This window comes from Amycolatopsis sp. NPDC003861, from assembly GCF_053605405.1.
Window position 1 is genome coordinate 1 of record NZ_JBSGJD010000238.1, and the last position, 14,886, is coordinate 14,886.

General features: G+C 72.6%; 10 protein-coding genes. 7 read left to right on the forward strand and 3 right to left on the reverse strand.

Features of this window, described 5'->3' with window-relative positions; genetic code table 11:
- On the forward strand, nucleotides 1–1,285 hold a 1,285-nt coding region (locus ACWEVN_RS38680; protein ID WP_452054580.1), incomplete at its 5' end, for a glutamine synthetase.
- A 108-nt stretch (nucleotides 1,286–1,393) separates the two neighbouring features.
- Here ACWEVN_RS38680 and ACWEVN_RS38685 read toward each other — a convergent pair.
- Nucleotides 1,394–2,782, reverse strand: coding sequence for an FAD-binding oxidoreductase (locus ACWEVN_RS38685; protein WP_452054581.1), 1,389 nt, complete (start codon nucleotides 2,780–2,782; stop codon nucleotides 1,394–1,396).
- An 81-nt stretch (nucleotides 2,783–2,863) separates the two neighbouring features.
- Entirely contained in the window at nucleotides 2,864–5,848 is a 2,985-nt protein-coding gene (locus ACWEVN_RS38690; RefSeq protein ID WP_452054582.1) for an ATP-binding protein, read from the reverse strand.
- Between the two features lie 178 nt (nucleotides 5,849–6,026).
- Here ACWEVN_RS38690 and sthA point away from each other — a divergent pair, with 178 nt between their 5' ends.
- Nucleotides 6,027–7,439: a Si-specific NAD(P)(+) transhydrogenase gene (gene sthA / locus ACWEVN_RS38695; RefSeq protein ID WP_449683921.1), complete on the forward strand. Its 1,413-nt coding sequence runs from the start codon at nucleotides 6,027–6,029 to the stop codon at nucleotides 7,437–7,439.
- A 3-nt stretch (nucleotides 7,440–7,442) separates the two neighbouring features.
- On the opposite strand, the gene ACWEVN_RS38700 is transcribed toward sthA, so the two are convergent.
- Complete coding sequence (locus ACWEVN_RS38700; protein ID WP_310974970.1) at nucleotides 7,443–7,766, reverse strand: hypothetical protein; 324 nt, start codon at nucleotides 7,764–7,766, stop codon at nucleotides 7,443–7,445.
- A gap of 200 nt (nucleotides 7,767–7,966) precedes the next feature.
- Here ACWEVN_RS38700 and ACWEVN_RS38705 point away from each other — a divergent pair, with 200 nt between their 5' ends.
- The 5 genes from ACWEVN_RS38705 (at nucleotide 7,967) to ACWEVN_RS38725 (ending at nucleotide 14,685) form a co-directional block, all read left to right on the forward strand.
- On the forward strand, nucleotides 7,967–9,856 hold the full coding sequence (locus ACWEVN_RS38705) for an intein-containing Rv2578c family radical SAM protein (RefSeq protein ID WP_452054583.1): 1,890 nt from the start codon (nucleotides 7,967–7,969) through the stop codon (nucleotides 9,854–9,856).
- Between the two features lie 146 nt (nucleotides 9,857–10,002).
- Nucleotides 10,003–10,605 carry an organomercurial lyase gene (gene merB, locus ACWEVN_RS38710; protein WP_449683924.1) on the forward strand — a complete coding sequence of 201 codons (603 nt, stop codon included), beginning with the start codon at nucleotides 10,003–10,005 and terminating at the stop codon, nucleotides 10,603–10,605.
- Nucleotides 10,606–10,701: 96 nt separating this feature from the next.
- A complete protein-coding gene (aspS, locus tag ACWEVN_RS38715) occupies nucleotides 10,702–12,477 on the forward strand; it encodes an aspartate--tRNA ligase (protein ID WP_452054584.1) in 1,776 nt (591 codons plus the stop codon).
- Nucleotides 12,477–13,424 (forward strand): DUF389 domain-containing protein, encoded by a 948-nt coding sequence (locus ACWEVN_RS38720; RefSeq protein ID WP_452054585.1) that lies wholly within the window; start codon nucleotides 12,477–12,479, stop codon nucleotides 13,422–13,424. Before aspS ends, ACWEVN_RS38720 begins: the two co-directional genes overlap by 1 nt.
- 79 nt (nucleotides 13,425–13,503) lie before the next feature.
- Nucleotides 13,504–14,685, forward strand: a complete 1,182-nt coding sequence (locus ACWEVN_RS38725) for a phosphotransferase (RefSeq protein WP_452054586.1) — start codon at nucleotides 13,504–13,506, stop codon at nucleotides 14,683–14,685.
- Nucleotides 14,686–14,886: the final 201 nt, after the last annotated feature.

Consider the following 14,886-nt stretch of genomic DNA (forward strand, 5'->3'; position numbering starts at 1 on the left):
GGTCGGCCCGCGGTCGCTGGCCGACCGGCGTGCGGCGGCCGCGGCGGGGGAGGGGGTGCTGCGGGGGCTGCTCGCCGAGGACGGTGCTCGGCTGCTCCTGCTGGTGCCCGATCCGCACGCCCGGTTCGCCGCGGTCGAGCTGGCCGCGCCGTTCGCGGCCTCGGTGCTCGATGATGGTTACGGCGTTTGCAGTTATGTGTTCGCGTGGACGCCGTCCCGGGACCCGCTGCCGGCGTCCGGGGTGCTCGGCGGGTACCTCGAAGGGTTCGGCGACCTGCGGGTGCGGCCGGACGCGGCGTCGGCGATCCCGCTGGGGGACCGGACCTGGGCCGTCGTGGGGGATGCCGAGTGGCCGTCCGGGGGTGCGGCCGAGCTGGCGCCGCGGGAGGTGCTCCGTACTCAGCTCACCGCGTTGGAGGGGCTGGGGCTGGTGCCTTCGGTGGGTATCGAGCACGAGGTCGTTTTCCGGGATGCGTCCGGGCCGCTCACCTCGCACGGGGCCGACTACGCGGTGGGCGGGACCGAGCGGCTTGCACCGTTGCTGCGTGATCTGCGGGCCGCGTTGGACGACGCCGGGTTGGGCGTCGAGTCGGCGCGGGCCGAGTGTCATCCCGGGCAGTACGAGATCGTGCTGCGGCACCGGGATGCTCTGGCCGCTTGTGATGATGTTCTTCTGCAGCAACTGATCGTGCGCCGGGTGGCGGCTCGGCACGGGGTTACCGCCGATTATCTGGCCGCTCCTTCGGCTGGGCAGGGGAACTCCGGGCACGTGCACCTGTCTTTGTCCGCTGTGGATGGGTCGGAGCCCGATCTGCTGGGTGGTTTTCTGGCCGGGGTGCTTCGGGATGCGCGGGCGCTGACTGCGGTTTGGGCGCCTACTTGGAACTCCTATGTCCGGTTGCGGACCGCGCCGTTCTCGCCGCGGGAGGTTCGGTGGGGGTATGACGACCGGACCGCCTCGGTTCGGGTGGCCGGGCCGGCTTCCGGGCCTCGGCTGGAGTTCCGGTTCGCCGGGGCTGATGCTCAGCCTCATCTGGTGGTGGCTGCTCTCTTGGCTGCTGGGCGGTTCGGCTTGGAGGAGGGGTTGGTTCCGCCGGAGCCTGGGGTTGGTGCCGGGTCTTTGGCTGGTTCGCCTTGGGAGGCTTTGTCTTTGCTGGATCGGGTGGGGGAGTTGCTTGGGGCGGATGTTGCTGCTTTGTTGGGGGCTTTGCTGGGGGAGGAGATTGATGCCGGGTTGGGTGTGGTGACCGACTGGCAGCGTTCTCGAGGTGGTTTGCGGTCTTGATTCGCTCGTTCTCCGCCACCCCGAAGCCGTTATTGTGACTACGGACGGGTTCTGGCTTCGGATCGGGGTTGCGGGGGGTCTGGGTGCCGTTGGTGGCCGGGGGCGTTGTCAGGCTGGGCGGATGTTCTGGTTGATGTGGAAGACGTTCTCCGGGTCGTACTTCCTCTTCACCGCCGCCAGCCTCTCGTAGTTGCCCTGGTATGACGCCCTCACTCGGTCCTGACCCTCCTCCATCATGAAGTTGATGTACGCTCCTCCAGCCGATGTCGGGTGGAGTTCGTCCCAATAGGTGCGGGTCCACTCCGCGATTTCCGCTGCCTTCTCCGGTGCGGGGTCGACGCCCACGATCACGCCCGACCAGCCGCCCTTGCGGTGGGGGAAGGCCGTTGCGTCCGGGGCTACTCTGCTCGCCGCTCCGTCGATCGGGTACAGGTGCATCGATGAATGCATTGTCGGCAGGTTCTCGCCGTTCTTCAGGTGGATTTCGATGGCCTCGTCCGAAATCTCATGGAACACGTCCGCCCGCCAGTACCACTGGAGGCCCGCGGGATACAGCGCGTCGAACGCTCCCTGCAGTGCCGTGTACGGCAGGTCGTGGAGGCCGACCAGCAGCGGCTCACCGAACGAGCGGACCGGCTCCAGGACTTCGTCCGCCTTGTCGTGCGCGCCCGTGTAGCACCAGACGATTCCGCAGGCCTTGCGGCCCCACAGCTGCTCCGGGAACGGGGGTGCCGGCGGGACCGTCAGCAAACCGAACCAGCCGTTCAGCTCCTCCGGCAGCGCGGGGAGCAGCTCGCGGTACCAGCGCAGCACCTCCGGCGTGTCCGCCAGGTCGTACAGCACCGGGCCGCCGATCACCACGCCGTGCTCGCCGATGTCGTGGCAGCGGAACGTGAACGACGTGACCACGCCGAAGTTGCCGCCTCCTCCTCGCAAGGCCCAGAACAGGTCCGGGTGCTCGGACTCCGAGGCGTGCACGAACGAACCGTCGGCGAGGACGACGTCCGCTCCCAGGAGGTTGTCGACCGTCAAACCGAAGCGGCGGGCCAGGTAGCCGATGCCGCCTCCGAGGGTCAGGCCCGCGACCCCCGTGGACGCGACGATGCCCGACGGCGTGGCCATGCCGAACGCCACCGTGGCGTGGTCGACGTCGCCCCAGGTGCAGCCCGCGTCGGCGCGGACCGTCTTCCGCACCGGGTCGACCGTGGTGCTGCGCAGCCGGGACAGGTCGATGACCAGCGCTCCGTCCGCGACACCCAGGCCGCCCGCGTTGTGGCCGCCGCCGCGCACCGCGATGTCCAGGCCGCGGGCTCGGCCGTAGCGGACGCAGGCGACGACGTCGGCCGCGTCGCGGCAGTAGGCGATCGCCGCCGGGCGCTTGTCGATCATGGCGTTGTAGACGGCCCGGGCCTCGTCGTAACCGGGGTCGGCGGGCGTGACGAGGTCGCCGCGCAGAGCAGCGGCCAGTTCCTCGTGCGGCAAGGCGGTGGTGGTCATGATGGCCCCTCTCGGATTTCGGTTCCGGAGGGGAACGTAGGCCGCCGGCGTTCGCCCAGCGTTCGGGTCGTTCGGGCCTGGTCAGGATCGCTCCAGGTCCGCCTCCGCCCGCCGTCGCAGGGCGATGCTGCCCTGGCCGCGGGCCAGCTCCACGGCCGCCCGGAGCCGGGGGACCGGGTCGGCGTCGTGGCCCGCTCGCAATCTCAGGACCTCCGGCAGCCACCAGCGGTCGTCACGGGCTTCGCCGGCCGCCAGGGCCGCGTCCAGCGTGGCCCGGGCCGCGTCCGGTGGCGACAGCTCGGCGACCAGCGACAACCAGTACGGCATCCGCGCGAACGACCCCTCGGCCTTGAGGTTCGCGACGCCCTCCTGCGCCGCGGCGAGGCCGGCCGGGCCGCCACGGGCCCAGCCGCCCAGCAGCAGCGCCCACTCCCGGTAGTACGCGAAGCCGTACCGCTCGCACAGGGCCCGCAGCTCCGTGACGACCACTCCGAGCGCCTGCCGGTCGCGGCGCATCTGGTGCGTCATCCCCGCGTACGCCAGGGCGATGGCCAGGCTGTACGGGTGGTCGATCCGGCGGGCGAGCGCGATCGCCTCGGCGCCGCACGCCACGGCCTCGTCCTCCTGCCCGAGCAGCCAGTGGGCGTGCGCCGCCCAGGCCGGGCCGTGGACGTCCGGGCGGGTGCCGATCGGCCACGACGACGCGCCGCGCGTCCGCTCGGCGCCCAGCTCGAAGTGCCGCAGTGCCTCCGCCGGGTCGTGGCCGAGGCTCAGCGCCGAGCCCGCGACGATGAAGTGCGCCGAACCGCCCTGCTCGGCGCTCGTCCCGGGGGCGAGCAGGCCCAGCGCGCGTTCGGCCGCCTCGTGGGCCTGGACCGTCCGGCCCTGGACGAAGCGCGACGACCACTGCTCCAGCAGCGCGGTGAGCGCGGCCTCCGCGTCGCCCAGCGACTCCGCCAGCGCGAGCGACCGCTCCAGCGTGCGCTGCAGCTCGGGCGACGAGTAGCCCTGGTGGGCGTTGAGCGGCCCGGCGAGCGCTTCGAGGACGGCCAGCTCGTCCCGGTCGCGGTTGCCGCTCGCCGGCCGGGCCGTCACCAGCGCCAATGCCTCTCGCAGCAGCCGGATCGCTTCGGCGTGGGCGAACGTCCCCGCGGCGACGGCCGCCGCCCGGCGGTAGTGCGCGACGGCGCGGTCCGGGCGGCCGCCGCGGGCGTACTGCTCGGCCAGCTGCGCCGCCACGGCGTCGGTGTCCCCGGCGTGCAGCAGCTCCAGGCCCTGGGCCAGCCGCCGGTGCAGCAGCCACCGCCGCGCCGGGCTGACCTGCTGGTAGGCCGTCTCGCGCAGCAGGTCGTGGGTGAAGTCGTAGGCGCCGCCGAACTCGCGCACGATCCGGCGCCGCCACAGCTCGTCGACGGCGTCGACGACGGTGTCCGCGTCGAGGTCGCTCGCCTCGGTGAGCAGCTCGAGGGTGACGTCCCGGCCGGCCGCGGCGGCGAGCCCGGCGATTTCGCGCGCGGCCGGGCCCGGCTGCTCCAGCCGCGTCCGCAGCACCGCGGCCAACCCCTCGGCGGGCGGGGAATCGTTGGCGCGTAGAGCTTCGACGACGTAGAGCGGGAAGCCGCCGGTGGCCGCGTGCAGCAGTTCACGGTCCGAAGTGGACAGTGGACGCCCGGCGACCGCCTCGCCGAGGCGGGCCGTGCCGTCGGCGTCGAACGGGCGCAGCGGCAGCTCGGTCAGCCTGCCGTCGTCACGCAGCTGGGCCGTCCAGGCCGCGACGCCCGGGCCGGGGTCGCCGTCGCGCAGGGTCGCGGCGACCAGCAGCGGCGCGTCCGGCAGCAGGCCGAGGCCGAAGGTGACGAACGCGCCGGTCTCTTCGTCGCACCACTGCGCGTTGTCGAGCACCAGCAGCACCGGCCGCCCGCTCGCGGTGAGCGCCCGGGCCAGCCCTTCGAAGAACCGCAGGCGCTGCCACGCGTCGACGGTCGGGTGCCCGCCGCCGGCCGTCCGCGTGGCCGGCAGCAACCGGTCGACTTCCGCGCGCCACACCGGGTCCAGCGACGCCGCCGCCCGCTGCACGGCCGGCGTGCGCAGCCAGTCGGCCACCGGCGCGAGCGCGAGCCGGCCCGGCGCGGCGAAGCACCGGCCGGCGGCCACGATCGCGCCTTCGGCCCGGGCCAGCCCGGCGAGCTCGGTGACCAGCCGGGTCTTGCCCACTCCGGCGTCACCGCGCACGAGGACGAACCCGGCGCGGCCCGCCGCGGCAACCCGCCAGAGCTCGCCGAGGCGGGCCAGCTCCGCGGCGCGGCCGACGAGCCCGGGCGCGGCCGTCCGCCGGGGCTCGGGGTCCGGCCGGGCCAGCAGCCGACGCAGGGCCGCGCGGGTCGCCTCGGCCGGGACGACGCCGAGTTCGCGTTCGAGCACCGACGCGCACCGGTGGTAGGTGCTCACCGCGCCCGCCCGGTCACCGGCCGCCGCCTGCAGCGCCATCAGCGTCCGGTAGCCCGTCTCTTCGAGCGGGCGCAGCGCGATCCGGCGGCGGGCCGCGGCGAGCGCGGCGGCGGGATCGCCCGACGGCGTCCGGCAGAGCAGGTCGCACAGCTCGACGCACTGGCGTTCCAGTTCGGCGCGGGCGGCCAGGACCCAGTCGTCGGCCAGGCCGGGCAGCAGCTCGCCGCGGTAGGCCTCGAGACCGGCCCGGGCGTGCCTCGCGGCGGCACCGGGTTCCTCGGCGGCCAGCGCGGCCCGGTGCGCGACGGCGAACTCCCGCACGTCCACCCGGCTCGACGGGGTGTCCTGCCAGCACAGGTCCTGCCCGGTGACGCTCAGCGAGGGCGGGTCGCCCAGCACGCGCCGCAGCTGGTGCAGCTCCCGGCGGAGGTTGGTCAGCGCCTGCGCGTCGGTGGAGTCGGGCCAGAACAGCCCGGCGAGCAGCCGCCGCGGCTGCGCCCGGCCGGCGTGCACGACGAGGTGCCCGACGAGCGCCACCGACCGCGGCGACCGGGTCAGCACGGCGCCGGAAGCGTCGTCGGCGATGACCTGCTCGCCGAGCAGCGAGACGCGCAGCACCGGGACACGCTAACCCCGAGGCCGGTTCGCGCGCGGATCTTGTGGGGCGGGTGCGCGGCGAGGCGGGGTCGTTCGCGCGCGGGCAGCACCGGCGCGCGCAACTCCGCGACCCGTTCGCGCGCGGATCTTCACCGGCAGGGGGTTGCGCGCGGCGCGCCGGGTGCGCAGGCTCGACGTCGTGAGCGAGCACGAGTACGACCTCATCGTCATCGGTTCGGGCCCCGGCGGGCAGAAGGCCGCGATCGCCGCGGCGAAGCTCGGCAAGAAGGTGGCGGTCGTCGACCGGCACGACATGGTCGGCGGGGTGTGCGTCAACACCGGCACGATCCCGTCCAAGACGCTGCGCGAAGCCGTCCTCTACCTGACCGGGATGAACCAGCGCGAGCTCTACGGCGCCAGCTACCGCGTCAAGCAGGACATCACCATCGCCGACCTGCTCGCCCGCACCCAGCACGTCGTCGGGCGCGAGGTCCAGGTCGTGCGCGCGCAGCTGCTGCGCAACCACATCGACCTGCTCGACGGCACCGGCTCCTTCGCCGACCCGCACACCGTCCTGGTCGACGGCCGTCACCGCGGCGACCGGCGGACGCTGTCGGCCGACCACGTCGTGATCGCCACCGGCACCCGGCCCGCGCGGCCGAAGCAGGTCGACTTCGACGCCGCCCGCGTGCTCGACTCCGACGAGATCCTCCGGCTGGAGCAGATCCCGTCGTCGCTGGTCGTGGTGGGCGCCGGGGTGATCGGGATCGAGTACGCGTCGATGTTCGCCGCGCTCGGCTCCCGGGTCACCGTGGTGGAGCAGCGTGACCACATGCTCGACTTCTGCGACCCGGAGATCGTCGAGTCGCTCAAGTTCCAGCTGCGCGACCTCGGCGTCACGTTCCGCTTCGGCGAGAAGGTCGCGGACGTGGCGGTCTCCGACCACGCGACGATCACGACGCTGGTCAGCGGCAAGCGCATCCCGGCCGACGGCGTGATGTACTCGGCGGGCCGCCAGGGCATGACCGGCGAGCTCAACCTGGAGGCGGCGGGCCTGAGCGCGGACGAGCGCGGCCGCCTGGTGGTCGACGAGAACTACCGCACGGCGGTCCCGCACATCTACGCGGTGGGCGACGTCATCGGCTTCCCGGCCCTGGCGGCGACGTCGATGGACCAGGGCCGGCTCGCGGCGTACCACGCGTTCGGCGAGCCGGCCCACGAGCTGGGCGCGTTGCAGCCGATCGGCATCTACACGATCCCGGAGATCTCGTACGTCGGCTCGACCGAGGCCCAGCTGACGTCGTCGTCGGTACCGTACGAGGTCGGCATCGCCCGCTACCGCGAGCTGGCGCGCGGCCAGATCACCGGCGACAGCTACGGGATGCTGAAGCTGCTGGTGTCCACGACGGACCGCAAGCTCCTGGGCGTCCACGTGTTCGGCACGGGCGCGACCGACCTGGTCCACATCGGACAGGCGGTGATGGGCTGCGGCGGCACGGTCGACTACCTGGTGGACGCGGTGTTCAACTACCCGACGCTGTCGGAGGCGTACAAGGTGGCGGCGCTGGACGCGACCAACAAGATCCGGGCCTTGGAGCGGTTTTCGTCCTGAGTCTCACCGCACCTGGGCGTTGGGGCTGACGTAGCTCCACCCGGCACCGCAGGCCGCGGTGGACCAGAGCGGGTCGCCCTGGGTCCGCCACGCGCCGTAGAAGTAGGAGTAGTCGAAGCTGCCGCTGGGCGTCAGGTAGCGGCAATAGGCCATGGCCCGGAACTGGGTGCCGGAAGCGGAGGCGTAGCAGTAGGCGGTCGCCCCGTTGCCGGACTTCGAAGCGGTGCAGTAGGCGGGCGCCGCGGCCGCGGGTGACGCGAGGGCAACGGACAACCCGGCGGCCGCCACTGTCGCGGCGAGCACGGTCTTCGCGGTTCGAGAGATCATCGGGTCCTGCCTTCCGGTGTCGCGGATGGGTTCGCACGGCGTCCACGCCGGCCGGGCGTGCCCGGTTGAGTGGCCGTCCGGAACACCACCCGGTCGGCCCAGCGCCGTCCCATCCGCCCCACGAACACCACCGGCACCACGTGATCCGCTTGCCCCGAACCGGTTTGACACCCGTCTAGAACATATGTTCGACTGGCGCCGTGCGATGGGATCGACAGCGGACAGGGGAGGGTGAACCGGCACTGCCCGGGCTCGAGGGCCTGGTGCGATCGGTGCGGTCACCGAAATTCGACGGCGTCACCTTTCACGAGGTGCACGCGCGGTCGGTGCTGAACAAGGTGCCCGCCGGGTCCGGGGTGCCGTTCGGGTGGACCGTCAACCCCTACCGCGGCTGCTCGCACGCCTGCACCTACTGCCTCGAAGGCGGCACCCGGATCCTGATGGCCGACGGCCGGACGAAGGCGTTGTCCGACTTGAAGGTCGGCGACGAGATCTACGGCACCCGCGGCCACGGCGCCTCCCGGCGGCTGGTGCCGACCCGCGTCGAAGCGCACTGGACCACTTTGCGCGCCGCCTACCGGGTGACCCTCGACGACGGCACCCGGCTCGTGGCCGGCGGTGATCACCGGTTCCTCACCAGCAAGGGCTGGAAGCACGTCACCGGCAGCAAGTTCGGCGCCGCGCAGCGGCCGCACCTGACGCCCGGCACCGAGCTGATCGGCGTCGGCCGGTTCGCGCCGACGCCGGACGAGACGCTCGGCTACCGGGCCGGCTACCTCTGCGGGATGCTGCGCTCCGGCGGGTTCGCCGCCGAGCCGGACGCCGCCGCCCGCGCGCTGCGCTACCTGCCGGACTTCGGTGCGTCGGTCGGTTTTCTCAAGGTGCCGCCGGATCCGGACGCCCACTGGCAGCGCGGGTTCCTCGCCGGCGTCTTCGACATCGCGGGCGACTACGGCCGCGGCGTGCTCGCGGTGGCGCACGACGAGCCCGAGATCGCCGAAGCCTTCGTCGCCGCGCTCGACCGGTTCGGGTTCGCCCACCAGCTGGACGAGGTGCCGAAGTTCCCGACGCGCCAGGAAATCCGGCTGCTCGGCGGCGTCGGCGAGGTGCTCCGGTTCTTCCACGTCGGCAACCCGGCCGTGACGTGGAAGCGGTCCCTCGAAGGCGCGGTGATCGGCGCGAGCCGCCGCCGCGTGGAGGCGATCGAGCCGCTCGGGCTGCAGCTCCCGCTGTTCGACATCACCACCGGCACCGGCGACTTCGTGGCCGACGGCATGGTGTCCCACAACTGCTTCGCCCGGAACACCCACACCTACCTCGACTTCGACGCCGGCCGCGACTTCGACACCCAGGTGGTCGTCAAGATCAACGCCCCGCAGGTGCTCGCCGCGCAGCTGAAGAAGCCGTCGTGGCGGCGCGAGCACGTCGCGATGGGCACCAACACCGACCCCTACCAGCGCGCCGAGGGCCGCTACCGGCTGATGCCCGGCATCATCACGGCCCTGGCGCGCTCCGGCACGCCGCTTTCGGTGCTCACCAAGGGCACGGTCCTGGCCCGCGACCTGCCGCTCCTGCGCGACGTCGCCCGCGACGTGCCGGTCGGGCTCGCGGTGTCGATCGCCCTGCTCGACGAAGAGCTGCAGCACCGCCTCGAACCCGGCACGCCGAGCCCGCGGGCGCGGCTGGAGCTGGTCCGCAAGGCCCGCGAGGCCGGGTTGCCGTGCTCGGTGCTGGTGGCGCCCGTGCTCCCGTGGCTGACCGACTCCGAAGAGGCACTGGACGCGCTGTTCGCCCAGCTCGCCGACGTGGGCGCGACGAGCGTGACGGCGTTCGCGCTGCACCTGCGGCCCGGCGCGCGCGAGTGGTTCGGCCGCTGGCTGGCGGGCACGCACCCGGAACTGGTGCCGCGGTACCGCGAGCTGTACGCGCGGGGGAGTTACGTGCGGAAGGCCTATCGCGAGGGGCTGGCGGCGCGGGTCGGGCCGCTGCTGCGGCGGCACGGCCTGGACCGCAAGTCCGGGTTCGACGCGCGGGGTCCCGAGCTGCCGGCGGCGGAGGCCGCTCCCGCGGAGCAGCTGCGGCTGCTCTGATGGTCCTTTTCGGACCGACTGGGTGACGCACTGGGCCGTTCGGGGGCGGTGTCTTCGGTTTGCGGCAAAATGTCCGATCGTGTCGTTGTCGCCCCGCCTCACCGGCGCCTAACGTCGAAGGGATCGAGCCCGGAAGGAGCCGGACGATGACGACCTCGCAGACCGACCGTGTCGCGGCCGCCCGGCTCGCCTGGGCCGCCCTGAAGCTGACCCGGGCCGGCCGGCACCCGGTGGGCGTGGACAGGCTCGCCGCGACCGTCGGCGTCACCCCGGCCGAGGCCCGCCGCCTGGTCGAGCTGATCGGGTTCACCCTGCACCGCGACCTCGTCTCGACCGGCCCCGCCCCCCGCGGCGCCCACCACCGCCTCGAGCCGGCCGAGGGCACCCTCGGCGCGGGCCCGGACGGCACGGTCGACATGTTCCTGCTCGCCATCGCGACCGGCGAGCGCGTCCACGCGGCGGCGATCTGCCCGGTCACCGGCACGCGCATCCGCATCGAACTGATGCCGCACGGGATCCTCCTGGTCGACCCGCCCGCCGCGGTGGTCGCGGCGGTCGACCTCGGCTTCGGGCTCGCCGGCGTCGACGCGGTCGCCTGCGCGGGGCAGCCGTTCTTCGCCTCCGCCACCGCGGCCGCCGGCTGGCTGGTGGCGCACCCGGGCGGGCGCATCTACCAGGTCGCCGCCTACCTGTCCCAGGCCCACCGCCTGGTCGCGGCGCTGGAGACCCGGCCCAAGTACGTCCTCTGACCACTTCGTCTCCCGAGCCTGCCGACGTCGTACGCTGGGTGGTTCGTTAGCCTTCTCAACAGGCGAACCACCCCATGTCGAAGGAGAGCAGTCGCAGTGCTCCGCACTCACAACGCCGGCACCCTGCGTGCCGGACAGGCCGGACAGACCGTCACCCTCACCGGATGGGTGGCCCGGCGGCGCGATCACGGCGGCGTCATCTTCATCGATCTCCGCGATGCCAGCGGGGTCGCCCAGGTCGTCTTCCGCGAAGGCGAGATGGCCGAGCGCGCACACGCCCTGCGCTCCGAGTTCTGCGTGAAGATCGTCGGCGAGGTCGCGAAGCGCCCCGAGGGCAACGCGAACGCCGAGATCCCCACCGGCGAGATCGAGGTCCTCGCGACCCAGCTCGAGGTGCTGTCCGAGGCCGCGCCGCTGCCGTTCCCGATCGACGACCGGGTCGACGTCGGCGAAGAGGTCCGGCTCAAGCACCGCTACCTCGACCTGCGCCGCAGCGGCCCGGCCGCGGCCATGCGGCTGCGCAGCGAGGTCAGCCGCGCCGCGCGCGAGGTGCTGCACGCCCAGGACTTCGTCGAGATCGAAACCCCGACGATGACCCGCTCGACGCCCGAAGGCGCGCGCGACTTCCTGGTGCCCGCGCGGCTCAAGCCCGGCTCCTGGTACGCGCTGCCGCAGTCGCCGCAGCTGTTCAAGCAGCTGCTCATGGTCGGCGGCATGGAGCGGTACTACCAGATCGCCCGCTGCTACCGCGACGAAGACTTCCGCGCCGACCGCCAGCCCGAGTTCACGCAGCTCGACATCGAGATGAGCTTCGTCGAGCAGGACGACGTCATCGCGCTCGGCGAGGACATCGTCTCCGCGCTGTGGAAGCTGATCGGGCACGAGATCCCGCGGCCGATCCCGCGCATCACCTACCACGAGGCGATGGCCAAGTACGGCTCGGACAAGCCGGACCTGCGCTTCGACCTCGAGATCACCGACATGACGGAGTTCTTCGCCGACACGCCGTTCCGCGTGTTCCAGGCGCCGTACGTCGGTGCGGTCGTCATGGCCGGCGGGGCGGACCAGCCGCGCCGCCAGCTCGACGCGTGGCAGGAGTGGGCGAAGCAGCGCGGCGCGCGCGGCCTCGCGTACATCCTCGTGAACGAGGACGGCACGCTCGGCGGCCCGGTCGCGAAGAACCTGTCGGAGACCGAGCGCGAGAACGTCGCCGCCGCGGCGGGCGCCAAGCCCGGCGACTGCATCTTCTTCTCCGCGGGCAAGGCCGCCTCGACGCAGCCGCTGCTCGGCGCCGCACGCGACGAGATCGGCAAGCGCCTCGGCCTGATCGACGAGAACGCCTGGTCGTTCGTGTGGGTCGTCGACGCGCCGCTGTTCGCGCCGGTCGAGGACATCGGCGACGACGTGGCCGTCGGCTCCGGTAAGTGGACCGCGGTGCACCACGCGTTCACCTCGCCGACCCCGGAGTGGATCGACAAGTTCGAGCAGGACCCGGGCAACGCCCTGGCCTACGCCTACGACATCGTCTGCAACGGCAACGAGATCGGCGGCGGCTCGATCCGTATCCACCGCGGCGACGTCCAGAAGCGCGTCTTCAATCTGATGGGCCTCGGCGAGGAGGAGGCGCAGGAGAAGTTCGGCTTCCTGCTCGACGCCTTCCAGTTCGGCCCCCCGCCGCACGGCGGCATCGCGTTCGGCTGGGACCGCATCGTCATGCTGCTGGCGAAGGCCGACTCGCTGCGTGACGTGATCGCGTTCCCGAAGACCGGCGGCGGGTACGACCCGCTGACCGCGGCGCCCGCGCCGATCACCGCGCAGCAGCGCAAGGAAGCCGGGATCGACGCGAAACCGGCCGCCGCCCCGCAGAACTAGTGCTGCACCTCAGGGCCGTGTGCCCGCAGGAGAAGACCGCTTCGGCGCTCGACATCCTGCGGGCCCACGCCGGCACCGCGCACCTCGTCGTGCACCGCGGTGCCGCCGTGGAACCCGAGGGTGACCTGGTCGAGGCCGACATCGCCCGCGAGGCGGCGGACGAGATCATCGACGCGCTGTGCGGCCTCGGTCTCGATCACACCGGCGGGATCACGCTCGAAGCGCTCGACACCGCGCTGTCCGACGCCGCCGACCGGGCGGAAGAAGCCGCGCCGGGCGAAGCCGCGGACGCCGTCGTGTGGGAGGAACTGGTCGCGCGCACCGGTGAGGAATCCCGGCTGAACGTGACGTTCCTGGCCTTCCTCACCATCGCCTGCCTGCTCGCCGCGGTCGGCGTGCTGACGAACTCGGCGGTGACGATCGTCGGCGCGATGGTGGTCGGCCCGGAGTTCGGCCCGCTGGCCGCGCTCGCGGTCGGGCTGGTGCTGCGCCGCTGGGACCTCGTCCGGCGGGCGGGTGCCGCCCTGGGGGCGGGCTTCCCGCTGGCGATGGTCGTGACGCTCGGCGGCGCGCTGCTCGTGCGCGCGACCGACGTCTTCGGCGCGGACGCGTTCCGGCTGGACAAGAACCACGAGGTCGACTTCGTGTTCTCCGTCGGCGTGCCTTCCCTGGTCGTCGCGATGCTGGCCGGCGCCGCCGGGATGCTCGCGATGACGTCGGCGAAGTCGGCCGCGCTGGTGGGCGTGTTCATCTCCGTGACCACGGTGCCGGCCGCGGGGTACGCGGTCGTCGCGGCCGTGGCGGGGGAGTGGAGCCGGTGCGTCCAGTCGGTCGGGCAGCTGCTGGTCAACCTTCTCGGAATCGTTGCAGCTGCGGCCATTGTGTTGATCGTGCGCCGGAATGGGCAACGTTCACGGGTGGAAACGCGTCCGCTTTCACGCGGGTGACCCGTCTTCACGCGGGATGCCCCTTTTTGTCCGGATGTCAGTAGTCATGGTTGCTCAGTCACGAGTAGGGTCGGTGACAATGACAGTCGACACCTCCTCCGCCGGCGACGCTGGAGTCGGGGCAGGAGCCGAGCAGCTTGCCATCGCCGCGGCGGTCGCGGCGGGCGAGTCCGTTCTCTCACGCCGGTTCGGCAGCGCGATCACGTTGGTCGGGCCCGAGGACCTCGCGGGGAGCGGGCCGGCCACGGTGGTCCGCGCGCGAGTGGTGTCGTCGTTCGCGCTCCCGCGCACGCTCGTCATCAAGCACTACCCGGACCGGCCGGAGTCCGGCGCCGACCCGTTCGCCCAGGAGGCGGTCAGCTACCAGCTGTTCACGGCGCTGGCCGCGGACGAGCGGATGTGCCCGGAACTGGTGGCCCACGACGGCCGCGACCGCGTGCTCGTCCTGGAGGACCTGGGCCGCACGCCGACGCTGGAGGACAAGCTCTACGCCCGCGACTCCCGCGCGGCCGAGCGGGCGCTGCTGTCCTGGGCCCGCTCCCTCGGCCGCTTGCACGCGAGCACGGCCGGCCGCGAGGCGGACTTCAACGCGTTGCTGCGGCGCCTGGGCGGGCCGGCGAAGGGTGATTCCGAAGGAGTCGACGCGTTGTGCGCGCAGGTGCCTTCGCTGATCCAGAAGCGCCTCGGGATCCCGGTGCCGGACGAGGTGCTCGCGCAGGTGATGGCGGCGGTGGAGCAGTCGCGCGCGGCGGGATTCCGGGCGTTCAGCCCGGTCGAGCTGAGCCCGGACAACAACCTGGTCACCGGGCAGGGCGTCCGCTTCCTGGACTTCGAGAACGGCTGCGTCCGATCGGCCCTGGTCGACGCGGCTCACCTGCGGTTGCCGTTCGCCGGCTGGCCGGACGCGCTGGCGCTGCCGGCGGGGATGAGCGAGGCGATGATCGCGGCATGGCGGGCCGAGGTGGTCGGGGTCTGGCCGGCGTTTGCCGATGACGAGGCGCTGGCCGGGCATTTGACGTCGAGTGAGCTGCTGCGGGTCTGGTTGATCACGGGGGAGGAGCTGGGGGCGTTGAACCTGTCCCGGCACGCCGCCCCGGTCAGCCGGGAGGCGGCTTTCGTGACCTGGTGGCGGGATCTGGCGAAGCACGCCGGGTATGTCCGGATGACGGCTGTTTCGGAGTTCGCGGCCCGGGTTGCGGCGGCTTTGGCTGCCCGGTTGGGGCCGCATGCCGATTTGGCTTTTTATCCGGCGTTCCGGTGAGGTTTGTCCACAACTTGGCCGCGGTGTTGATGGCCGGGTGGATTGGCGGCTGAGCCGGCGGTTTTGTCGGCTGGGGCCGATACGCTGGAAGCGGGGCGGGCCCCCAGGGAGGGCGGGTCCCGCCGGCCCGAACGCCGGATTGTTCAACGGCCGGCAGGTCGTGTCAAGGCGGGAAAGCGTGCCTTGACACGACCAGATCGG